This window comes from Leptospira langatensis (assembly GCF_004770615.1).
Lineage (GTDB): Bacteria > Spirochaetota > Leptospiria > Leptospirales > Leptospiraceae > Leptospira_B > Leptospira_B langatensis.
In genome coordinates this window covers 102,310-125,253 of the sequence record NZ_RQER01000007.1, presented here as the reverse complement: position 1 = coordinate 125,253, position 22,944 = coordinate 102,310, and the positions used below count along the sequence as shown (strand labels likewise).

Here is a 22,944-nt window from a genome sequence, read left to right as displayed (position 1 = left end):
TACTCATACGGACCAGGCAATCAGGATCGTAATCATTGACGATTCTCTCTTAGTTAGAAATATTATTTCGGATCAGATCCAGAAGGATGAAAGGATCCAGGTCATAGCAACAGGCAAGACGGGTGTGGATTGCATAGAACTTGCAACCAAGCTCCGTCCGGATCTCGTAGTGCTAGACGTGGAGATGCCTGTTCTGGACGGACTCTCTGCACTTCAGGAACTTCAGAAACGAAAAATGGGCATTCCGGTAATGATGCTGTCGGTTTTGACCCAGCATGGAGCGGAAGCGACTTTCAAGGCATTGGAATACGGAGCCATAGATTTCGTTCCCAAGCCTTCCACTTCGAATCAATTCAATCCGGAAGAGATTGGAACCGTTTTAAGAAATCGGATCCTTTCTTACTTTGAAAGTGTACGTCATACGTCTCCCGTTCTCGATGCGAGAAAATTTGTGGAAGCGGTTCGTCATAAGATTTTCAAAGATGAAAAAAAAGTCGTAGAGGCGGTATGTATCGGGACTTCTACAGGCGGACCAAAAGCATTACAGACTGTTTTTTCTGATTTTCCGGAGAATTTTCCTCTTCCGATTTTCGTCGTACAGCACATGCCGGTGGGTTTTACAAAAGCTTTTGCTTCTCGGCTAAACGATCATTCAAAGATTACCGTTAAGGAAGCTGAGGACGGCGAAGAAGTTCGTGCGGGTTTCGGTTATGTTGCTCCGGGAGACGCACATTTGAAGATCGAATCTAGGGCAGGACGGAAATGGATTGCCTTAGGCAGGGAAGCACCTGTAAATGGACACAGGCCCTCAGTCGAAGTTTTATTCGACAGCGCAATCCGGGAATACGGGAGCGCCTTGGTCGGTGTAATAATGACCGGTATGGGTAAGGACGGAGCAGCTGCCACTCTTAGAATGAGAGAAGCAGGAGCTTCTACTGTTGCTCAAGACGAGGAAAGCTCGGTAATCTTCGGAATGAATCGCCAAGCCATTGAAATGGGTGGAGTTCAATTCGTGGAACCTGTAAGCGCAATAACATCAAGGATACTTTCCATTCTTAAAGAAAGGGGAAACTAATTATGGCCAGAATTCTCGTAGTAGACGATGCAAAATTCATGCGAACTATGGTGAAGGACGCACTCGTCGCCGGAGGGCATGAGATCGTCGGCGAAGCTGAAAACGGAAATATTGCCGTGGACCAGTACAAGGCAATCAAACCGGATCTAGTCACCATGGATATCACCATGAGAGAAAAAGACGGGATTGAAGCCGCTCAGGAGATCTTTAAATTGGATCCCAAGGCTCGCATTATTATGGTGACCGCACTCGGTCAGGAAGAACTTCTTGCGAAAGCGATCAAGATGGGAGTAAAGGATTTCGTAGTAAAACCTTTCTCTCCGGAAAGATTGCAACAAGCGGCCGATAAAGCTCTGAATTCCTAATAGAAAGATCATGGAGAGGGAGAACGGCGGGAATTCCTTCGTTGTTCAGTGGAACAACTCGGAAGGTGGAATAACGGAAGGGCCTTTGAGCCTTCTCTGGTCTTTGATAGAAAGTTATAAGGTCGATATATTCGAAGTTACCCTTTCTCGAATTACGAACGACTTTCTAAACTTCATTAAGATTTCTGAAAGTATCCATATAGATGTAGGAGCGGAATACGCTCTTATGGCCGCCAACCTTGTATATCTAAAATCCAAGGCCTTGCTTCCTGATCCCGGCTTTGAAGAAGAGGATTACGATCCTCCTCTTCCCCCTGAATTGGTCGAAAAACTTTTAGAACATAAGAAATTCCAATTAACCGCTCAGAAATTATCCGATATCGATAAAACCCAAGCCGGGGTTTTCCAGAGAGAGACCAACCAGGTCATAGACGAATCCGAATCTTGGCTGGACCTCAGTCTTTTGGATTTGATCTCCGCCTTTAACGAGATCCTGGAAAAAGGCGGAGAGGAAGGGGAGATTCCCGCTTTACTTACCGCGCCCCACCGATATTCTGTCGAGGAAAAGATGGTCTCCATCTCCGAACTCCTCGCCGAACGTTCGGATATCTCTTTCGAAGAATTGTTTTCTACGGTCAAGCCCGAGAAAGCAGAGATTGTAGCCGTCTTTCTTGCCATGCTGGAGCTCTGTAAACAGAGAATCGTGTCGATCCGGCAGCATAAAACGTTTGGCGAAATCCGTATATTCTTGGTGGGAGAACCGTGGAACGCGACAAAGCCGGTTTAAAGGGTCTGATCGAGGCGCTGCTTTTCCTTTCCGGGGAGCCGCTCAAACTCGCTAGCATCGCTAAATCCATAGAGTGTGAAAAACAGGAAGCCAGAGAGATCCTGGACGAGCTGATCTTAGACTACCAAGAAAAAGATGGTGGCTTCGTTCTTAGAGAGATCGCAGGTGCGTATCAATTTTCCACCAACGAAAAGTATTCGGAGATCCTTCTTAAGCTATTCAAGGAGAAGAAGAGAGAGCAACTTTCTCGCTCTAGCCTAGATACTCTCGCAATCATAGCATACAAGCAGCCTATCACCTTATCCGAGATAGACGATATCCGAGGAGTCTCCTCCAGAGCGATGGTGACTTCTCTCATTTCTAAGAAATTAGTAAAGCCTGTGGGGAATAAAGAAGTTCCCGGAAGACCGGCATTGTATGGGACTACCAAAGATTTTTTAATCCATTTCGGTTTAAATAAACTGACCGATTTACCTGCTCCTGTAGAAGTGAAGGAGTTGAAATTCGAAAACCTGGACGACTTAATAGAGAATGGCCAAGAATAACGACAAGCTAAAGGAATTCAGGGACAAGATAGATGCCTTGGATAAGGAGATCGTCAAGGCCATCCAGGCCAGGGCGGAGATTGCGTCCGAGATCGGCGAGATCAAACGGGAGAATAACGAGCCCATCTATCGTCCCGATAGAGAAAAGGACGTTTACGAAAAGATCCTCAACCTGAACGGAGGACCTCTTCCCGATAAGGTCTTAGTCGCTATTTATAAAGAGATCATGTCCGGTTCTTTTTCTGTCGAAAAAGGATTGGCCATAGGTTATCTCGGACCAGAAGGATCTTTCTCTCACCAAGCGGTCCGTGCAAGGTTCGGGACTTCCGTTGAGGCAACCGAGTTTCCTTCCATTCCGGAAGTGTTCCGTGCCGTGGAAACGGACAAGGCCGATTACGGAGTGGTTCCTGTGGAAAATTCTTCCGAGGGTTTGGTGAACTCCACATTGGATCAGTTCCTGGTCTCCGATCTGAATATTTACTCGGAGATCTATCTCAAGATCACTTTGAATCTTTTAGGATTCGAGCACGATCTTTCTAAGATCAAGACATTGTATGGCATCAAGATCGCTAATTCCCAATGCAGGAATTGGATTGCGGCCAATCTTCCTCATGTGCAAATTTCAGAAACTCCTTCTACTTCTAGAGCGGCTAGTATCGTTGCGGAGAAGAAGGGAGAATGTGCGGCAGTTGCTTCTTCTATCGCTGCAGAGATCTATGGTTTGGATATAGTCCGAGAATCCATCGAGGACATGTCGGACAATACGACTCGCTTCTTGATCATCGGAAAGAATCAATGTCCTCCTACAGGAAACGATAAGACCTCCGTAGTCTTCTCTATTCCGGATAAACCTGGATCCTTATACAAGGTATTGAAACCTTTCTTCGATAAAGGGATCAATCTGACCAAGGTGGAATCCAGGCCGACTCGCAGGACTTCTTGGGAGTATAATTTCTTTATCGATTTTCACGGACATAAAAAGGACCCGATCATAGAAGAGGTCCTAAACACTCTCAAAGAAAATACAATCTATCTCAGGATCTTGGGATCTTATCCGATCTCTCCTGCTAACCCGTGAAACCAGAATTTAAGAAAATTCTAATATACGGTTTGGGAATGATGGGGGCCTCTCTTTCTTTGGCCCTTCGTAAGAGATCTTCCGAGGCTGAGATCACTGGGGTTGTAGGATCTTCTTCCAGTAAGGAGAAGGGGATAAAACTCAAGTCTGCGGATTTTCTGTTCACCGCGGAGGAATTTTCCAAATCGCCGAACTGGGACGCTTATGATCTGATCGTATTCGGGGTCCCGGTCAATACGACAGTGGATGTGATCCGCAGTTTACCTTCTTCTTTTTCCGGGCTCTTGACGGATATGGGTTCCACTAAGCTCGAGATTGTTCGGGCAGTCGAGTCTGTTCTACAAGGAGAGCATCGTTATATTTCTTCTCATCCTATGTGTGGTTCCGAAGAGTCCGGTTTGGAGTTTGGGAATGCGGATCTGTATGAAAATCGTCTTTGCATTTTGACGAAACCGAAAGGAGCCACCGCAGATGCCTTCGAAAGGATCGAATCTTTTTGGAAATCGCTGGGAATGTTCACAACTGAAATTCCCGCAGAAGATCATGATCATATTCTCTCCTACGTATCGCACGCTCCTCATTTGATCTCTTCTCTTATGACCAATTGGGTCTGGGAAAATAAATGCGTGAGAGAGTTCACGGATCGTTCTCCTCTTCCTCTGACAGGAGGGGGATTTAGGGACATGACTCGGATTGCTGGTTCCAATCCTAAGATGTGGTCCGCTATCTTTTCCTCGAACCAAGGGGAGATCTATAAGGCTCTCTTGGATTATAAATCCAGATTGGATTCCCTTCTTTCCGAGTTAGATCCTGAAAAGCCGCTGGACCCCGGGCAATGGGAGTCCTTCATGGAAAAATCCCGATTAGATAGGGATTCGATTTTAAAGAAGCAAAATGATCCCAAGAGTCCTTAGTTCGTCCGGCCGGGAAATTTTCGTTCCCGGAGATAAATCCCTTTCTCATCGTTCCGTATTGTTTTCCGTTCTGTCCAAGGGAACTTCCCGGGTTTCCGGATTCTTGGAAGCGGAAGATCCATTGAATACCATGAAGGCATTCTCTCATCTGGGCCTGAAGATCGAAAAACTCTCTCCCGGTTCGTATCTTTTTACGAGTCCGGGAAAGAGCTCTCTTCATTCTCCTAAGGAAGAATTGGATTTTGGGAATGCGGGTACTGGAATTCGATTGTCTGCCGGGCTTATTTCCGGGATCCCAGGGATCCATGCGAGACTGACCGGAGATCCTTCCTTGCAAAAAAGACCAATGTCCCGTATTATAAAACCTTTAAGTGCTATGGGAGCTTCTATCCAAGGAAAAGAAGACAAAGCGCCCCTTGAGATCCAAGGGAGGAAACTTTCCTCCTTCGTATATAAAAGTCCGATCGCTTCGGCTCAGGTAAAATCCTGTCTCATGCTCGCTGCCATGGCTTCCGAGACTTCTTTGGATTACGAAGAAGAGATCTTATCCAGGGATCATACAGAGAATATGTTCCGCTTTCTTGGGAATACGCTGGAGTATTCTTCTCCCACTCATTTTAAGATGGAACCCCCGTATATATTCGAAGCGGGGGACTTTAAGGTGCCTGGAGATATTTCTTCGGCAGCTTTCTTCTTAGTACTCGGTGTTCTATTAAAAGAAGGTTCCGTTCTAGTAAAGAACGTAGGACTGAACCCTTCTCGCATCGGCATCCTAAAGGCTCTTCAGGCGATGGGGGGAAAGATCCTCATCCACAACCAAAGGATTGAATGCGGGGAGCCCGTGGGAGATCTGGAAGCAGTTTCTTCTAATTTACATTTTTCTGATATACCTGAGGAATGGATCCCTTCTCTTATAGATGAGATCCCGATCCTGACGATTGCCGGCCTATTTGCAAAAGGCGGATTTGCGATCCGTCATGCAGAAGAATTAAGAGCCAAGGAATCGGATCGGATCACCGCCATGGTGGAGAATCTTCGTAATCTCGGGATTCTTGTACACGAATACAAAGATGGTTACGAGATCCCGGAACAAAATTCCTCTGCAAGTTCTTCAGAGTTACAAGCTTGGCTTTCCGGAAAAGGAGCTAGGATCTTTACTAAAATGGATCATAGGATCGCGATGAGCTTTCTTGTTCTTAGAGCCGTAAGCGGCTTGGATCTCACTCCGGACGAAACTTCCTGGATAGAGACTTCCTTTCCAGGTTTCGAATCTTTGCTGGGGGGTTTCATATCATGACTGAAAATGTGATCGCACTCGACGGTCCTGCTGGAACGGGAAAGAGTACTGTTGCTCGGGAACTTTCCAAGAAATTAGGATTCGAATACTTAGATTCCGGCGCCTTCTACAGAGCACTTACGTTGCATATATATAGGATCTACTCTGCAACTAACAGTTCCATATCGTTCTCCGAGTGGCTTCCCCTCAAAGATTTTGCGTCACTTACACAGGGAGTGATCATCTTATGTGAGTTTTCCAAAACAGGGGAAAATCATATTTTTCTAAACGGCCAGGATGTTTCGCAGGAGATCCGCACTCCAGAGATCACTCGAGAGATCAAATACATCGCCGATAAGGCATTGTTCCGTGACTTCGTAAATTCTCAATTACGGAATCTGGCGCTTACTCATCGTCTAGTCATGGACGGTAGAGACATAGGTACGCATGTATTTCCGGACGCCCGTTACAAATTCTTCTTAACCGCTTCTTCTAAGGTGAGAGCCGAGAGAAGATACAATCAATTGCTGGAACAGGGAATTCGTTCTAATTTAGATGAGATCGAGAATGAAATCATAATTCGGGATAAATCCGATATGGAAAGAGAAATCGCTCCGTTGCGAAAATCGGCGGACGCAATCCTCATTGACACGGATAACCTGCCAAAAAATAGTGTAATTAGTAAGATCCTTGGGTGCCTAGAGCCTGGCATTTATAACGATTCGCACTAATCCCAAACTAATTAACCGAGTATTCCGTCCGTATGAGTAGCCAACAAGACAAGTCCACTTTTGCAGAAGTTTTCAAACAGTGGGAAGAAAAGAAAAACGATGAAGCCGAAATCCGTAAGGATCAGATTGTAGAAGGTAAAGTCGTATCTGTCGATAACGATAACGTTTATGTGGCGATCGAAGGACTGAAACAAGAGGGAAGGATCCCTCGTTCCGATTTCGATGAAAAACCGGAGATCGGAAGTGTAGTAACCGCACTCGTAAAAAGAAAAGAGTCCACTGATTCCGGATGCATTCTTTCTAAGAAAGAAGCCGACCAAAGAAAAGGTTGGGAAGTAGTTAAGGACGCTTTCAAAAATAATTACCAAGTCAGTGGACGTTTGGTAAATGAGATCAAAGGAAAAGGTTATATCGTGAACGTCGAAGGTTCCGAACTCTTCCTTCCTGCATCTCAACTCAGCTATAAATTCTCCGATGGAGAAAATTACAAAGGCGTAGAACTCGATTTCAAAGTGATCGAGATCAACGAGCGCACTCGTTCCGGAGTGGTTTCCAGAAAGAAACTTTTGGACGAGGTCAATAACGAGAAATGGGATGCTCTCGCTCTGAAAGTAAAAGTAGGGGACCGAGTTAAAGCAGTCGTTTCTAAGATCGCCAGCTTCGGAGTGTTCTGCGATCTAGAAGGAGTCGTAGGACTTCTGAGACAAAGAGATATCTCTTATAAGAAATTCGCACCATTCAAACAATACTTCACCGTTGGACAGGAACTGGAACTCGAAGTTCTGGAAATGGACAAGGAGAATAACAAACTCGCTCTCGGACTCAAACAGCTTTATGAAGATCCTTGGGTTTGGGCGAAACGTTCCTTAGAGAAAGACATGGTCATTCGTGGAACTGTTACTTCTCTCACCAACTTTGGAGCCTTCGTAGAATTGAAAGAAGGCTTAGAAGGTTTGATCCATACTTCCGAACTGACTTGGGCAAAGAAACCTCCTCATCCGAAAGAGCTCCTGAAAAAAGGACAAGAAGTAGAAGCATTGATCCTAGATATCGATTTCGAGAGCAGAAGGCTTTCTCTCGGACTCAAGCAATTACAACCGAATCCTTGGGACACTCTCGGACCGGAAGTAAGAGTAGGTAACGTATTGACCGGAAAGATCACCGGTATCACCAAATACGGCGCATTCGTAGAAGTGGAGAACGGCATCGAAGGCCTGGTCCATATCAGCGATATCACCTGGGATGAAAAACAAAAGAACCCTACTTCTCTTCTGAAAAAAGGAGAAGAGGTAAAATATGTTATCCTCGATATCAATTTTGACGCTCAGAGAATTTCCTGCGGACTCAAGCAATTGCAAGAGCATCCGTACGAGGCTCTTAGAAATCGTTATCCTGTAGGTTCAGTCGTTCAAGGAAAGATCAAGAGCATCGTTGACTTCGGAATGTTCGTAGAGATCGAGCCTGGATTCGAAGGTCTTGTTCATATCTCCGAAATTCCCGGAGGAAAGGATACGAATCTTGCGGAGTCCTATAAACCTGGCGACATCGTTAAGTGCGCAGTAGTCAAGATCGACTCCAAGAACAAGAAGATCTCTTTATCCATTAAAGATTTCGACAAAGCCTTAGAAAGAGAAGAGATGGCTAAGTATCTGAAAACTTCCGATACTCCTTCTCGCGAAAGTCTAGGCAGCTTTATCAATTCTTCCTTGAAATAAAGGAGAAACTCGGAGTTTCCATGAAGCGGTTCGAACCAAAAACCGGAGCATCTATTAAGGATCTGGATCCATATGCAGATCTGACCGGAGCCGAAAGAGCGTTCGCGATCTTATTCTCCAAGATTGGAGAGCATAAGAAAGAAGTCCTTTTCGGACTCGCAGTTTTATTCGTAACCGTTGTTTCCGTCGTAGGATGGAACGAATATAGGGCAGAGCAGTTCCGTAAGGGAACCATCGCAATCGAGCGCTTGGAAAAGGAACTGGCTCAGAACCCTATGATGGAACTGACCGACAAGATCAAGAAATATGAAGCGGTAGCTTCTACTTATAGTTCTCCTTCTTTGGATCTCCGTCTTGCTAAGACTCTTGGGGATCTGTATGCTCGTAACGGAGAATTCCAAAAAGCTGCGGATAAATTAGAATACGCCGGTAAGAAAATTGATGAGCTTCCGGAAGCTAAGGCATACTACTTTTATTTGGCCGGAAATTATAGAGAGAGCGCTAACCAATTTGCGGAAGCGGAAACGGATTATTTCACTGCTTCTTCTCTCTTAGGCAATCGCAGAAATGTGTCCGGATTCTATGCTTGGAGTTTATACCAAGCGGGACGCCTGAAACTCAAGAATGGAAAAAAGGCAGAGGCCTTAGAACTCTTGAAGAAAGTCCTGGAACAAGAGATCTCTTCTCCTTCCGAAGAATTCAAGTCGGTCAAAGAACTTTCTACGTATCTTCTCCTAAAAAATAGCCAGGGTAACTAATGCTAACCCTGGCCCTTCCGAAAGGACGGCTTGCCGAAGAAAGCATCGAACTGATGCTGGAAAGAGGCTGGCTTAGCGGTCGTCCGGATCCGGATTCCAAAGAATTAATATTCAAAGACGCTAAAGGCAAGGTCCGTATCCTACTGGTCCGTTCTCAGGATGTGGCGACTTACGTGGAGCAGAATTCTGCGGATGCAGGCATCGTGGGATGGGACGTATTATTGGAAGGAGGCTATGACCTTCTTCTTCCTTTGGATCTGGGGATCGGTAAATGCAGACTTTCTGTGGCTGCGCCCAAGGGTTGGAGCCTGAGTTCCGGAGAAAGAAAGGTCCGCGTAGCGACAAAATATCCGAATATAGCCAAGGAATTCTTCCTGAAAAAGGGGATCAATTGCGAGGTAATCAAGCTGTACGGAAGTATAGAACTCGCTCCCTTGGTCGGCCTGTCGGATTGCATCGTGGATTTGGTCTCAACAGGGGCCACTTTAAAGGCAAATAATCTGGAAGAGATCGAGATTATCATGGAATCCACGGCCAGATTGATCTTTAACCGTTCTTCCTTATATACCAAGAGAGCAGAAATCGGGGAATTTCTGGATTCCTTTTCTGCACTTGAAAAACAGTTGTGAATTCCGCTTATAAAAAAAACATAGTCGTAAATCGACCTTATCTATAGAGAAAGACAATGGCAGTTCCTAAGAGACGAAAATCCAAATCCAAAGTAAGGATGAAGCGTGCCCACCACGCGATCGGCAAGCCGAATCTAGTCCCATGTCCGAACTGCAATTCCTTCAGACCTCCTCACAGGATCTGCCCAGTATGCGGTTTCTACAAAGACCGTGTGGTAGTTGAACCGAAAGTCAGGAAGACTAGCGAAGAGAACTAAGAAATATGTGGGTCGCCGTCGATGCAATGAGCGGCGACTACGGTCCTGATAGGATCGTAGAAGGTGCAGTTACCGCAGTCAATCAAGACGGCAGAAACGTAATTCTCGTCGGCAAAGAAGAAGACCTAAGCGAGATCCTCCTCAAATACGAATACGATCCCGAAAAGATCCGGATCGTTCACGCCAGTGAGATCATAGGCATGAACGATTCTCCTTCCATCGCAGTCCGTGCCATGGAAGATTCCTCGATAGTCCAAGCAGCACAACTCGTAGCAAATAAGACCTGTGTGGGAATGTTCTCTCCTGGAAATACGGGAGCCACTATGGCATCCGCACTTCTATATCTCGGTAGGATCCCCGGAGTCCTTCGTCCTCCGATTGCAGCTCCCATTCCAAGAGAGAAGGGTGCACCCACTCTTCTTCTGGATGCGGGTGCCAATGTGGATTGCAAACCGGAGTATCTGGCCCAATTCGCGATCATGGGCGCGATCTATTCTAAATATATATTTAATATTCCAAAACCTAAAGTAGGCATTCTCTCCAACGGAGAAGAGGATAAGAAGGGGAACTCCGTCACATTAAAGGCCTTCGAGTATATCCGAAAACTCCCCCTGGACTTTGTGGGTAATGTGGAAGGAAGGGATCTTTACGGAGGCGGAAGGAATGTGGACGTAGTAGTCTGTGACGGCTTCGTCGGGAATATCGTTCTTAAAGCGACAGAAGGCCTGTCCAAATCCATCTTCAGTGTTCTCCGGGAAAGCATCGCTCAATCTAGTTTGGCGCAAACCGGAGCATTGCTCTTGAAGCCTACGTTTACCGCTATCAAGAAGAGACTCGATTATGCGGAGTATGGAGGCGCTCTTCTACTAGGTGTGGACGGCACTTGTTTGATCGGTCATGGTTCTTCTAATTCTCAAGCGGTCCGAAGCGCGATCCGTGTCGTGGTCGAGTGTGCCGAAAGAGATGTGAATCGCAGGATCAAGGAAGAGATAGAGAAAGCAAAGATCTGAATCCTAAACCACTTGACCCCATGGAGAGCGAAAATACGCTAACCGCAGAATCTGGTAAGGAATAATCCAATGATCGATTTGAAAGGCAAAAACGCCATTGTAACCGGGGCTGCCCGTGGAATCGGTAAAGCAACCGCACTAAAACTCGCGCAAGCAGGCGCAAATGTTGTCATCGCCGACCTAAACGAAGAGGCAAGTAAGGCAACCGCAGACGAGATCGCAAAAGCGACAGGTGTTAAGACTCTCGGAGTTTCCGCAAACGTTGCGAGCCCAGAGTCGGCTCACGCAGCTATCCAAGCAGTAGTCGATACTTTCGGCTCTATCGATATCCTTGTAAACAACGCAGGTATCACTAAAGACACTCTTATGCTTAGAATGAAGCAAGAGCAATGGGACGCTGTAATCGCAGTGAACCTGACTGGTACTTTCAATTGTATCCAAGGAGCCATAAAATTTATGGCAAAGAACCCGAACGGCGGATCCATCATCAACCTTTCCTCCATCGCAGGAGTGAACGGAAATATCGGCCAAACTAACTATTCCGCTTCTAAAGCTGGGGTCATCGGTTTGACTAAAGCAGTCGCTTTGGAAATGGCAGGTCGTAAGATCCGTTGTAACGCGATCGCTCCGGGATTCATCGCTACTGAAATGACAGACGCGATCCCTGAAAAGATCCGCACTGCAATGGTAGCCGCTATTCCTCTGAAGAGAGCAGGACAACCGGAAGATATCGCGAATACGATCGCCTTCCTTGCTTCCGATATTTCTTCCTTTATTACAGGACAGGTAATCGAAGTGAATGGCGGGGGCTTCCTTCCAGGAGCACAAGCCTAAAGTTTCCGAGTCTCATTCGAGAATGGAATGCAAGAAAGCCCGGTTTTGCCGGGCTTTTTTATTACTTTGGAAAGAAGACTATCATTCATGGAATAGATACTGCAATGCAGCGGCCTCGATCGGAATAAACGGAATAGGAATTACAAAACCCGAACGCCGTTCGAAGTGAATATCATTTTATAATTCAGGATCACATAATTAAAATGGACGAACCTCGTATCCGGTTCCTTCCTATTCTAAAAGTAGAATGTGACTTTTTACTGATTCGGGCCCACCGGATCGAAGTCCCTGCATTTTCATAGACTGTTTACAATTCTGAATTTATAGAACGACTTCTTTAGAAAAAACTTAGGAACATTCGATTTGAAATATTCGGTTTTTTTCCTTTTTCTTTTCCGTTATCGCTTGCCAAAACTTTTCAGATAAAAATGTTTAAAAATCGGTGGATGAATTCATCCCCGATTCTAAACCTAACTAAAACTTACATACCACTCCGGTGGTACGGAGGAAACAAATGGCAGATTTCGAAAAGATTAAGTCTATTATCGTTGAGCAACTTGGAGTGGATGAGTCAGAAGTGACTCCTGAAGCACACTTCATTGATGACCTCGGTGCAGACTCTCTTGATACAGTTGAACTCGTTATGGCTCTTGAAGAAGAGTTTGGCGTTGAAATTTCCGATGAGGATGCTGAAAAGATCCAAACCGTCGGAGACGTAATTAAGTTCATCGACACTCTTAAGTCCTAATTGACTAGACCTCCGGGTTCTTACGGGAACTCGGAAGTCTCTTTCCTTCCTTTTATCAAAATCCTTTGATAAAAAAAACACACAAACCAACTCAAACTTCGCCGGATCCTGAAAGATGGACCAGGCTAATCGATCTTATCTCCAGACTTGGGATCAAATTTAAGAATAAGTCCTACTTAGAGATCGCATTCATTCATAGTTCCTTTAAGAACGAGAACTCAGGGATCAAAGAACATAACGAGAGATTGGAGTTCTTAGGTGACTCGGTGCTGGGTTTAGTCGTCGCAAAGTATTTGTTCAGAACGGATCCAAGTGCATCCGAAGGGGAATTGTCTAGGCAGAAAGCCAAATTGGTTTCCACAACAGTGCTGAACGGGCTCAGCGACAAACTAGGATTAATCGAATTCGTCTTACTTGGAAAAGGAGAAGGAAGGGGAGACTCCCAAAAGAAATTGGGAGCGAACTTATTCGAATCTCTGGTGGGCGCGATCTATCTAGACCAAGGAATGGAAGTCGCCGAAGAATTCATCATCAAGCATCTTATCGGATATATCCAACATTCGGACACGATCCGAGAGGCTACTGATTTCAAATCCATTCTTCAGGAGACCTGTCAGAAGAAATTTAAGCTTCTTCCGACGTATAGATTGATCCAAGAAACAGGACCGGATCATGAAAAAACGTTTTATGTAAATGTATCGATCCGAGATAAATATTCTGCAGAAGGCCAGGGCCGAAATAAAAAGTTTGCGGAACAGGATGCGGCAAGACAAATGCTGAAGATCCTGAAAATTAAGTTTTAACGATAGATCCGAATGGAATTCTTTTTTAAGAAGAAAGGTTTAAGAGTAAGAGTCGCAGCACTCGTCCGAAATCGAAAGGGAGAAATACTTCTTTTGCAACAAAAGAAGGGGGACTCCTATTATTGGTTACTGCCTGGGGGTGGGATAGAATTCGGCGAAAACGCGGAAGACGCCCTCAAGAGAGAGCTCAAAGAGGAGCTTTCTCTGGATGTCACGAGTGCGAATTTCCTCTTTCTGAACGAGTCCATAGATCCTAAGGGGAATCGGCATCTTATCCAATTGGTTTTTTTAACCACAGTGAAGAAGCAGGACCCCACAGTGAACCTGAAAGAAAAAGCGATCACAGGCTTCGGATATTTTCCTTTGGGTGCGGTCTTAGAAATGGATATCCGTCCCGATATCAAAGAGTATCTTTCTGCGGGGAAGTATAAGCCTTCTCCTTTTATTCGAAGCCAATGGGTATATGATAAATGAATCCGATCCAAGAAGTGAAGATACATGCCTTCTCCAAGGAATACAAAGTTAGCATTCATTCCGACTTTAGGGGACTCGGAGAGACGATCCAAAGGTTCTATCCTGTTTCGTCGATTTTCATTTTAACGGAGAAAAAACTCTCCGGACTATTCTCCAAATTCTACAATATGGAACTGAAAGATCTTGGCGTTCCTGTATTCGAGATCCATATCAAAGGCGGAGAAAAGAATAAGCATATTAATCGAACCGCTGCCGTTTACAATAGACTGATAGAGCTTGGAGCGGATCGCAAGAGTTTGATCTTGGCCCTAGGAGGCGGAGTGGTAGGTGACTTTGCGGGTTTCATCGCCTCTACTTTCTTGCGGGGAATACGATTCGCTCAGATCCCAACGAGTCTACTTGCCTGCGTGGATTCTTCGGTGGGAGGAAAGGTGGCCGTAAATGCGGACTTGGGCAAGAATATGATCGGCTCTTTCTATCAACCCGAGTTTGTGTATGTTCCGTTGATCGCGTTATCCACATTGCCTAAGAAAGAATGGAGATGTGGAATGGCGGAGATCGTAAAGCATAGTCTTCTTTCCGGTGGAGAATATCTAGACAAGGTCAGAGCGAATAGCAAAGAAGTATACGATCATTCTTCTGCGGCGCTTTTGGAATTGATCGTGGGCTCTATTTTATATAAGGCGAATATAGTAAGCCAAGATGAAAGGGAGATGGGACTCAGAAAAGTATTGAATCTCGGCCATACAACTGCTCACGCCATTGAGTCCCTTACGAATTATAAAAAATATTCTCACGGAGAGGCGGTGGCAGTGGGACTCTTGACTGCGATCATTCTTTCCGTGCAGAAGCAAGGCCTAGACAAGGATTGGATCGAGGATCTGAAAAAGATCCTGATCCAGTACGATCTTCCTTTTCAAGATTCGAGTAAATCTTCTCAGGTAGCTAAGCATACCCTGCACGATAAGAAGAATGTGGGAAGCTCCGTTAGATTCGTTCTTTTGCAGTCTCCTGGTTCTCCGATCTGGGATATTCCTGTAGAATTGCCTGAGATTGTGGAAGCGTTTCGTTCTCAGAAGAAGATGCGATAACGAGGGCGGCGCCCACCCAATCGAGCGACTCGTAGGGAGCGAGATTCCTGGTAAGGTTGCTGATCGAAGAGAAGCAAAATCAAACCAAACGACAAAGTTAAGCTGCCCCCACCCTCCTCGGGTGGGGAGGTGGGCCCCCGTGGGAGGGCTCGCTTTCCTCTATCAGATTTTCTTCGATCCTGCAATTCGTTTTTCTAAGCCTTCAATTGCTGTAGGAACTATAGAAGCCAAATGTAGGAATTGCCTTGATCTGGTTTGAATCAGATCTCAGTCTGGCTTCTCGCGCATGGAAGATATTATTCAATTACTGAATCCTTTCTACCTTCTATCTTTGAAGGAAAGAACCATCTCCCAAGAGCTCATCCTTGTTGTTTATTTCATTATCAGTTTAGTCATCGTTTATAAGACATTCGTCTTGACCTTCGATCGCATCCGGCCTCCTGCAGACAATTCGGTTCGTTATAATCGAAGAAGGGTTACTCGGATCTTATTCGTATTGGTTGGAGCAGTTTCCCTTCTTCCGATCATTTTCTCCGGATTATCTTACTTACCGACTGTCATGGGGTTAGCCGGTGCGGGTATCGTGATCTCTTTGAAAGACATCACCTTGAACTATGTAGGCTGGCTCATGATCCATGGAAGTAACGGCTTCGAAGTAGGAGATCGGATCGAGATCGATGGGATCAGAGGTGATGTAGTGAATATCGGTATCAACCGTTTCACTCTCATGGAGATCAGCCAAGATCCTAAATCGGAACAGTCTACAAACCGACTTGTGCATATTCCGAACCACTCTGTGATCCTTCATAAGGTTTATGTGGTAAAGGAAAAGTTCGGTTTTATCTGGGACGAGTTCCGACTGAAAGTCCCTCACGGAAGCGACTGGGAGAAGGCGGAAAAACTACTGAATGGTATCTTGCAGAACGGATCCATCATAGACCAGCACAAGATCGATCAAACTGTGAGAGAACTTTCTAAGAATTATTTGGTCCGCTTGGGCAAGATTACGCCGATCGTTTATATAAATGTAGAAGAAGGAGGGATCCTTTTCTCTCTACGCTATCTAACTCATATCAAAGAGAAGAGAAACCAGAGAGCCCGGATCTCAAGAGAAGTATTAAAGGAATTCTCCGAAGCAGGAATTCGTATCCTCTAATCTTTCTTCGTCGATCTTTGCCATGATCTATAAGACAAGATGGGAAAGATCACCAGCCAAATCAGGATCAAGATCCAAAATTCTCCTGCGAAAATATTATGGACCTTTAGAAAATCCTTATATGGATTTTCGGAAACCCGAAAGAACATCAGGAATTCGAAAAGATCCGTCATGAAACACCAAACGAGACCTATTGCAAAGGCTTGCATTCCGTCTTTAAAGGGCCATTTTCTGGAAATATAGAAGATCGGTACCGAAATAAGAATGATCCCGGTGAAAACGGAAATCTGGTGTGAGAGGTGTTCTTCGAAAAGACCTTTATACGCCAACTCTCGAATGGCCGCATTTAAGAGTGCGGCACAAAGAAGAAGGAACCAACTCAGAATGTATTTGATCATGATCGGTCTTTACCCGCTTATCTGGTAATAAAAAGAAAAAAAAACCTTCTTCCGGAGTTGATATATATTCCTTTTTAGAACTCAAGGTCGATCATCTTATCTTATAGATCTGTAAAAAGTCTACCGACTTTGCTTCTCCTCCCGGCGCTCCTGAAAGAATGACTACTAAATCTCCTGGAGCGAGCATCCCATCTTCGGGGAGTTTCGTTTCCATGTAACGGATCATATCGAAGAAGGTTTCCATAAAGGGCATAACGTAAGGTTGTACTCCTCTATACAATTTCATTTTTCTTGCCGTCGCTAGATAAGGAGTGAAAGAGAGAATAGGGACCTTCGGTCTCATCTCCGAGGTTACGAGTGCAGAATAACCACTTCGAGTAAAATTCACGATCGCTTTTGCTTGGATGCTATGAGCGATCTCCCTTGCTGCCGATCCTAAGGCTGCCCTTTCGATCTCTAATTCGGATTTTTTCAGATTCCAATGGATCTCATAGATCCGGTCCAAGTTCTCGGTTTCTCTTAGGATCTTTGCCATCATCTCTGCGGATTCCACCGGATATTTTCCACTGGCGGATTCGCCTGATAGCATGACTGCGTCGGTCCCATCCATCACCGCATTCGCAACATCGCTTGCTTCCGCTCTTGTCGGTCTTGGATTTTCTACCATGGACTCGAGCATTTGGGTCGCAGTGATCACCGGCTTGCCTGCACGATTTGCCTTGTATATCAGCTCTTTTTGAAGTACAGGGACTCTTTCCGTTTCTATTTCTACTCCCAAGTCACCTCTCGCGATCATGATCCCATCTGCGGCGTCTAGGATCTCGTCTATATTGCGGATTGCTTCAGGCCTTTCTATCTTGGCAATGAGTCCCGTCTGGGTTCCTCTCATGATCTCTCTTGCCATTTCCAGATCGGAGGCTCTTCTTACGAAACTCAATGCGACGTAATCTACTCCTAAGCTGAGGGCGAATTTTAGATCTAGAAGGTCTTTTTCCGAAAGAGCCGGAGCGGAGATCGGAGTTCCCGGCAAATTAATTCCTTTGTTGCTTTTTAGAATTCCACCAATTATAACTTTTAAAAGGGCTTCTTTGCTTGATTTGGATTCAACTTCTAGTACGAGTTTACCGTCATCGACTAAAAGTTTGTCTCCCGAACGAAGATCTTCGATCATAGCTGGATAGGTGGTTCCGATCGCTTCGGAATCGCCTAAGTATTCCATGTCCGCTAAGAGTCTGATCTTATTCCCCTTTTCTAATTCGATCTGGGGAACTCGGAGTTTTCCTGTGCGGATCTTCGGACCTTGCAGATCCGCCATGATCCCTAAAGGGACTCCTGATTCGGATTCGCATTTGCGGAGTTTTTGGAAGACTTGCTTATGATCTTCGTGAGTTCCGTGGGAGAAATTCATCCTGGCGATGTCCATCCCGGCGCGGAGAAGTGCTGTGAGAATAATTTCATCCGAGGATGAGGGACCTATGGTACAGACCATTTTCGTTTTCTTTTCCGGGCTAAACATGTATGGGAACCTCCGAAAATTTGGACGTATTTAAGAATGCGATTTCGTTCTTTACGGGGCGAAACGGAAGGGTAAGCTTGGGAAAAAAAAGGCAATCGCCCTTGCGACAACAGTTAGAACGGCTCGCATTAATTTATCATCCGGAATACAATATGGATCTAGGTCCTCACGTATTCCCCGCACGTAAATACGCAATGATATACAATCTAGTCAAGGAAGATCCTAAACTTTCTTCTTTGCCTGCTCTTCAGCCTGCTCCGGTCGGAGAGGAAGAACTGAGTCTAGTTCATACTCCCGAATTTATTTCAGACTTTATGAATCTTAGATACACGGACCGGACCATGTATTCTGAACTTCCCCTCAATCATGCGATTGTGAGAAGTTTTTGCCTGGGAGTGGGAGGAACGGTCCTTGCGGCGGAAACCATCGAGAATTACAAATATGTATATCATATCGGCGGGGGATTTCACCATAGCATGCCCGATCGTGCGGAAGGTTTCTGCTATTTGAACGATGCGGCCATTGCGACGAAACTTTATCTGAAAAAATATCCGGATAGAAAGGTTTTATTCATAGATCTGGACCTTCATCAGGGGAACGGGAACGCTAAAATTTTTCAGGGCGACAAGTCTGTTTGGACGTTTTCCATGCACCAAGAAGACTTATATCCGAAGAAAGAAAAGTCGAATTTAGATATTCCCTTAGACAACGGCACTGGGGATAAACAATACATGTCCCTTTTGGAGCAAGCTTTGGAGAAGATCCGCGCGGAATTTAAACCGGATCTCATCTTCTATTTTGCCGGAGCAGACCCTTTCGAAGACGATTCGTTAGGTGATCTGAAGCTTACTTTCGAAGGGCTAAAAAATAGAGATAGGATGGTGAAAGCCTTTGCCGATTCCTTGGATGTTCCGGTGGTGATCATGCCAGCAGGTGGATACGCTCGTAACTTCCATGATACGGTCCGGATCCATTTCAATACGATCCGGGTTTTCGCCTCTTTAATTTAGAGATGAGTATATTTTCCGGTTCAGACAAGGCCCCCGCAGGCCAGAGCTATATCGATCCAGAGGCATTGGGTTTGATCGATGTAAATCGAGAATTCAAGACGCATTTAGGGATCGAGGATACGCTTTTCAATCGTTTCTCCGCCAAGGAAGTAGACGAATTACTACAAGAATCCGGCATGTTCGAAATGCTTTCCATGAGAGGATTCCAGAAGACACAATTGGAGATCCATGGAATTTCCGAGGTGGACAATCGGATCTTTATCAAGACGGAAGAGAAAGAGACCTTGGTGCACATGAGATTGAAATTCTCCGACTTCCTGTTTAAGAAGATCGGACAGTCCTTTCCGATGGTCTACATAGATTGGCTTTTAAGTCAGAACGTTCGTCTTGGCAAGTTAGGCGATAAAAAGAAATTATTCGAAGGCCAAGAATATCCGGGACTGAATATTATGAACGAGATCACTCATTTTATTCGTCTGCTTTCCGGTAAGATGGGCGCCGCAGGAGCCTTCAATATTCCGGAATATTTCCACGATGCGGTCTTATTTCACAAAAATTTCAGATTCTTATCCGAAGAGAAGGAAGGGGAATTTAGAGCGATGCTCAGATGTTTTAAAAAAGAAAACCTTCGCTCTCTTTCCGGAGCGATCCACTCCGGAAAAATTCTAGATCGGGATTCTTCTCGGCCGTATACTTGGACTTATGGAGAAATGGTTTCCTGTACCAATTCCTACCTCGAAAAATCCTTGTTTGACGAACACTATGATTCTATGGTTGCCAGGATTTCCAAAACCAGGGAATTTTCTAGGATCGAGTAGATGACATCAATTACGATTAAGCCTGAAATTTTGATCATAGATGACGATCGGGATGTGGGGGAAGCTCTCGAAATTTTACTCTCGAAATTAGGTTATAATTCTACGTTTTTCGATTCGGTGGATAAGGGTAAGGAATATTTCGAAAAAGAAGCCAACCCGATCGTATTCTTGGACATACATATGCCTAGAACGAGCGGTTTGGATGCTCTTCCTTATTTCAAAAACCTGAATCCAGGGACCCAGGTCATCATGATGACTGGAGAAAGGGACATCAATAATGTGGTGACCTCTCTTACTCACAAGGCTTCCGATTTCCTACTCAAGCCGTTCTCATTGCAGACAGTGCGAATTGCAGTCCAAAGAGCCTTGGATTATTACACTTTGTTAAAAGAGAAGGAAGCGAGAGATGAGAGTATACTAAGAGACCTCAGGCTTGCTTCCAAGATCCAAAGAAAGATCCTGTCCGTTCCGGACCTTTCTCCCTTGGAAGTCGCAGTGGATAATATTCCGGCTTCCTTCGTAAGCGGGGACTTCTATGTTCTATCCCGTACCGGCAATAATCTATTGGTCCTTCTGGGCGATATCGAGGATCACGGAGTTACTTCCGGGTTGATCGGGCTACTCATGACCAGCGTGGCGAGAGAGGCTTATAAGGAACAAGCCGATCCTTCCCATATATTAAAAAGAATGAATGTAGAATTGTCTCAGGAGATAGGTACCCATAGCCTTACTGCTGCGGTGGCAATCGTTCATTTAGACAAAAAGACGATCACCTATGCAAGGGGAGGGCATCCTTTCCCGGTCTTGTACCAGGCTGATGGTCAATTGCTTTTAAACGAGAAATCAGGGCAGCTTCTTGGGATCATGGATTCATTGGAATTTGAATCGCATGAGATCCCTTATAAAGAAGGGGACGTTCTTTTCCTATATAGCGACGGGCTTTTGAATAATCTTTCCAATCCTCTCTTTGGAGAATTGGAAGAGATCCGAAAAAAAGGATTGGGGCTATCGGCCTTCCAAGAGGCGATCCACTCTTATACTAAGGTAAGTCTTCCTACTAGGGAATTCAGGGACGATTCCAGCTATCTACTCCTCCGCCTTTGAGTCCTTTTTTGCCTTTGGAGCGGGCGCGTTCGGAAAGGAACCTTTTCGAATATTAAAAAATACTAATTCAGGCAGTGAGAAGAAGGCGGACTGCAGCCCGTTCTGGATCCGTTTTCCTTTATCGAAGGGAAGGGTAAATATTCCTAAGACCGAATTTCCCAGCCCCCAGCCTAAATTCAAGACGCCATAGACCGGACGAAGTAGAAATAGATCGTCCGTGAAAAACAGAAAAGAAGGGTCGTCCTCGTTCGATCTGTAAACGGAGGAGGTAAGGGTATTCGCTTCTCTGAAATAGATGTACCACTTGTCGGAGCCCGTATCATACATCCTGATCAGCTCCGATTTTCTATACGAAAATTCGGTTTCCAGATGCTTTATATGCCAATTCCTGAGAACGGTATCGTATGCGATAAAAGGAACGAACGCCAAAGATCGATGGGGATTGATATTCTCTCCCAGACTGTCCCGGTATTCTTTTTCACTCAGATTGGATGCTAATACATCGAAGATCTCCGAAGTGCAATTCCTGCCGACGAGTTTGAAATCGTAAAAGGACTTTAGGGAGTCGTAATATTCTTCTTCTTTTTCTTCGGCTCTGGAAATGAGAAGATCTATTTTTTCTTTCTCCGGCACAGGAAAGGAATATAGGAATGTTCCTGCAAGATCGGGAGACAATTTTTCGAATGTATTTCGGATAGAGATCCCTCTTTGCATTCCGGTCCTGAGCTCCCAATCCCGATTTTCCAGATCTTCCAAGGTTTGGTATTGATCTTCGGAAAGCGTATCACTCTTAAATACTTCCTCCCTATAATTCTTGGCAGCTCCCAGTAAAACTTTTTGGCTTTGTTTTACGAATTCCTTATGTTCTTTAAATGTTTCGGGAGAAATGGATTCCGAAGTTTCCGGAAAGGAAGTAAGGTAATACAATCTTCCGTGTTCAATGCTCTTCTCTAAGACAAGTAATCTGGCAAGGCTAGTGATGACAGGGCGACCCCAATCGGCGGAATCTTCTTCTAATAGATCTACAACGGAACTTAAGAGGGAGTCTCGTAAGGCAGTCAGTTTTTCCTTTTCCTGAGGATCCAAAGGATACGAAGCAGAAGAAAAGATCGCATCCTGATTTAATCCGAATCCTCCGTCCAAGATTTCCAGAACGGAAAGTTTTTCCAGACGAGGAATGAACCAGGCAGAAACCCCTCCTTTATAAAAAGGATAGGTCTTTTCTTCTACTTTCGGAAGAGGGGATTCTAACTCGAACTGTTTGTCTTCTATGGAATTCGAGATCTCGTTCTTCAGTTTTGTCCGGGATCTTCCTAACCAACCTTTTCCCTTCTTGCGATCCATTTCTTCTTTCAACGCGAGAAGGATAGAGGACTTGCTTCCTGCTTGGAAATATCCCAGTCCCTTGATCCGGACCTGTTTATTCGGACTTTCGATCTCTTTTAAGAAAGAGATATCCCTTCGAATAGATTCCAAATTCTTTAAGTGTTTGAATTGGATAATGGACACTTTTTCGAAAGCGTCCCTGATCTTTTCTAGTTCGTCGGCAAACATGGAGATCTTTGCGATCTTACTCGTGCGATTGGAATAGATATTATAAGAATAGGAGAAGCGATCGTAAGATTCCTTTACGATCCGAAAGATCCCGTCCGGATAGTATTGGAAATGAAAGACAGTATCGTCCATTCGAACCGCCGAATGTCCACCGCTGGACTGGCCTGTGTTTGCATCCACATAGATGAAATCAAAAGTGATATCCTTAGACAGGAGAGAAGAATAAGGAAGAAGGAGAAAGAGTAGAATGCAGACGCGGCCTGAGAACTCAGACCGCGAAATAGGAAAACGCTTCAAA

The 22,944-nt window shown here is 45.0% G+C and carries 25 protein-coding genes; 22 read left to right on the top strand and 3 right to left on the bottom strand.

Going from position 1 to position 22,944, the window contains the following annotated elements; translation table 11 throughout:
• Window positions 1-19: 19 nt before the first annotated feature.
• The 19 genes from EHO57_RS12315 to EHO57_RS12225 all read left to right on the top strand — a co-directional run bounded on the left by EHO57_RS12315 (window position 20) and on the right by EHO57_RS12225 (window position 16,246).
• Window positions 20-1,075: a protein-glutamate methylesterase/protein-glutamine glutaminase gene (locus EHO57_RS12315; protein WP_425460791.1), complete on the top strand. Its 1,056-nt coding sequence runs from the start codon at window positions 20-22 to the stop codon at window positions 1,073-1,075.
• A 2-nt stretch (window positions 1,076-1,077) separates the two neighbouring features.
• Complete coding sequence (locus EHO57_RS12310) at window positions 1,078-1,440, top strand: response regulator (RefSeq protein WP_135586755.1); 363 nt, start codon at window positions 1,078-1,080, stop codon at window positions 1,438-1,440.
• A gap of 10 nt (window positions 1,441-1,450) precedes the next feature.
• Entirely contained in the window at window positions 1,451-2,227 is a 777-nt protein-coding gene (locus EHO57_RS12305) for a segregation and condensation protein A (RefSeq protein WP_135643533.1), read from the top strand.
• Between the two features lie 5 nt (window positions 2,228-2,232).
• Window positions 2,233-2,772, top strand: coding sequence for an SMC-Scp complex subunit ScpB (gene scpB, locus EHO57_RS12300; RefSeq protein WP_425460790.1), 540 nt, complete (start codon window positions 2,233-2,235; stop codon window positions 2,770-2,772).
• A complete protein-coding gene (gene pheA, locus EHO57_RS12295) occupies window positions 2,759-3,850 on the top strand; it encodes a prephenate dehydratase (RefSeq protein ID WP_135643529.1) in 1,092 nt (363 codons plus the stop codon). Before scpB ends, pheA begins: the two co-directional genes overlap by 14 nt.
• A complete protein-coding gene (locus tag EHO57_RS12290; protein WP_135643527.1) occupies window positions 3,847-4,764 on the top strand; it encodes a prephenate dehydrogenase in 918 nt (305 codons plus the stop codon). Before pheA ends, EHO57_RS12290 begins: the two co-directional genes overlap by 4 nt.
• On the top strand, window positions 4,745-6,061 hold the full coding sequence (gene aroA, locus EHO57_RS12285; RefSeq protein ID WP_135643525.1) for a 3-phosphoshikimate 1-carboxyvinyltransferase: 1,317 nt from the start codon (window positions 4,745-4,747) through the stop codon (window positions 6,059-6,061). The genes EHO57_RS12290 and aroA overlap by 20 nt, the downstream gene beginning before the upstream one ends.
• Window positions 6,058-6,771, top strand: coding sequence for a (d)CMP kinase (gene cmk / locus EHO57_RS12280; RefSeq protein WP_135643523.1), 714 nt, complete (start codon window positions 6,058-6,060; stop codon window positions 6,769-6,771). Before aroA ends, cmk begins: the two co-directional genes overlap by 4 nt.
• Window positions 6,772-6,803: 32 nt before the next feature.
• Entirely contained in the window at window positions 6,804-8,486 is a 1,683-nt protein-coding gene (locus EHO57_RS12275; protein ID WP_135643521.1) for a 30S ribosomal protein S1, read from the top strand.
• Between the two features lie 20 nt (window positions 8,487-8,506).
• Window positions 8,507-9,244, top strand: a complete 738-nt coding sequence (locus EHO57_RS12270) for a tetratricopeptide repeat protein (RefSeq protein ID WP_135643519.1) — start codon at window positions 8,507-8,509, stop codon at window positions 9,242-9,244.
• Entirely contained in the window at window positions 9,244-9,873 is a 630-nt protein-coding gene (gene hisG / locus EHO57_RS12265) for an ATP phosphoribosyltransferase (RefSeq protein ID WP_135643517.1), read from the top strand. Before EHO57_RS12270 ends, hisG begins: the two co-directional genes overlap by 1 nt.
• A gap of 56 nt (window positions 9,874-9,929) precedes the next feature.
• On the top strand, window positions 9,930-10,130 hold the full coding sequence (rpmF, locus tag EHO57_RS12260) for a 50S ribosomal protein L32 (RefSeq protein ID WP_008593555.1): 201 nt from the start codon (window positions 9,930-9,932) through the stop codon (window positions 10,128-10,130).
• Window positions 10,131-10,135: 5 nt separating this feature from the next.
• On the top strand, window positions 10,136-11,140 hold the full coding sequence (gene plsX, locus EHO57_RS12255; RefSeq protein WP_135643515.1) for a phosphate acyltransferase PlsX: 1,005 nt from the start codon (window positions 10,136-10,138) through the stop codon (window positions 11,138-11,140).
• 69 nt (window positions 11,141-11,209) lie between these two features.
• Entirely contained in the window at window positions 11,210-11,974 is a 765-nt protein-coding gene (gene fabG, locus EHO57_RS12250) for a 3-oxoacyl-[acyl-carrier-protein] reductase (protein WP_135643513.1), read from the top strand.
• 514 nt (window positions 11,975-12,488) lie between these two features.
• A complete protein-coding gene (acpP, locus tag EHO57_RS12245) occupies window positions 12,489-12,722 on the top strand; it encodes an acyl carrier protein (RefSeq protein ID WP_008594933.1) in 234 nt (77 codons plus the stop codon).
• A 65-nt stretch (window positions 12,723-12,787) separates the two neighbouring features.
• Window positions 12,788-13,525, top strand: coding sequence for a ribonuclease III (gene rnc, locus EHO57_RS12240; RefSeq protein ID WP_135643511.1), 738 nt, complete (start codon window positions 12,788-12,790; stop codon window positions 13,523-13,525).
• Between the two features lie 12 nt (window positions 13,526-13,537).
• Window positions 13,538-13,999 carry an NUDIX domain-containing protein gene (locus tag EHO57_RS12235; RefSeq protein WP_135643509.1) on the top strand — a complete coding sequence of 154 codons (462 nt, stop codon included), beginning with the start codon at window positions 13,538-13,540 and terminating at the stop codon, window positions 13,997-13,999.
• Window positions 13,996-15,090: a 3-dehydroquinate synthase gene (gene aroB / locus EHO57_RS12230; protein WP_135643507.1), complete on the top strand. Its 1,095-nt coding sequence runs from the start codon at window positions 13,996-13,998 to the stop codon at window positions 15,088-15,090. Before EHO57_RS12235 ends, aroB begins: the two co-directional genes overlap by 4 nt.
• Before the next feature lie 286 nt (window positions 15,091-15,376).
• Window positions 15,377-16,246, top strand: coding sequence for a mechanosensitive ion channel family protein (locus EHO57_RS12225; protein WP_135643505.1), 870 nt, complete (start codon window positions 15,377-15,379; stop codon window positions 16,244-16,246).
• Here EHO57_RS12225 and EHO57_RS12220 read toward each other — a convergent pair.
• The gene (locus tag EHO57_RS12220; protein WP_135643503.1) at window positions 16,243-16,644 is read right to left on the bottom strand and encodes a hypothetical protein; all 402 of its coding nucleotides are present in this window, start codon (window positions 16,642-16,644) and stop codon (window positions 16,243-16,245) included. The two genes, EHO57_RS12225 and EHO57_RS12220, sit on opposite strands and share 4 nt — an antisense overlap.
• A gap of 91 nt (window positions 16,645-16,735) precedes the next feature.
• Complete coding sequence (pyk, locus tag EHO57_RS12215) at window positions 16,736-18,160, bottom strand: pyruvate kinase (RefSeq protein WP_135643501.1); 1,425 nt, start codon at window positions 18,158-18,160, stop codon at window positions 16,736-16,738.
• A 101-nt stretch (window positions 18,161-18,261) separates the two neighbouring features.
• On the opposite strand from pyk, the gene EHO57_RS12210 reads away from it, so the two are divergent.
• From EHO57_RS12210 to EHO57_RS12200, 3 genes are read left to right on the top strand one after another with little or no spacing between them, the layout of a single operon-like run.
• Window positions 18,262-19,170, top strand: a complete 909-nt coding sequence (locus tag EHO57_RS12210; protein ID WP_210410012.1) for a histone deacetylase family protein — start codon at window positions 18,262-18,264, stop codon at window positions 19,168-19,170.
• Between the two features lie 2 nt (window positions 19,171-19,172).
• Window positions 19,173-19,988, top strand: a complete 816-nt coding sequence (locus EHO57_RS12205; protein WP_135643495.1) for a hypothetical protein — start codon at window positions 19,173-19,175, stop codon at window positions 19,986-19,988.
• The gene (locus EHO57_RS12200) at window positions 19,989-21,092 is read left to right on the top strand and encodes a SpoIIE family protein phosphatase (protein WP_135643493.1); all 1,104 of its coding nucleotides are present in this window, start codon (window positions 19,989-19,991) and stop codon (window positions 21,090-21,092) included. It abuts the gene before it with no gap.
• Here the strand turns inward: EHO57_RS12200 and EHO57_RS12195 are convergent.
• Complete coding sequence (locus EHO57_RS12195; protein WP_246050678.1) at window positions 21,075-22,943, bottom strand: hypothetical protein; 1,869 nt, start codon at window positions 22,941-22,943, stop codon at window positions 21,075-21,077. The two genes, EHO57_RS12200 and EHO57_RS12195, sit on opposite strands and share 18 nt — an antisense overlap.
• Between the last annotated feature and the right edge of the window lies 1 nt (window position 22,944).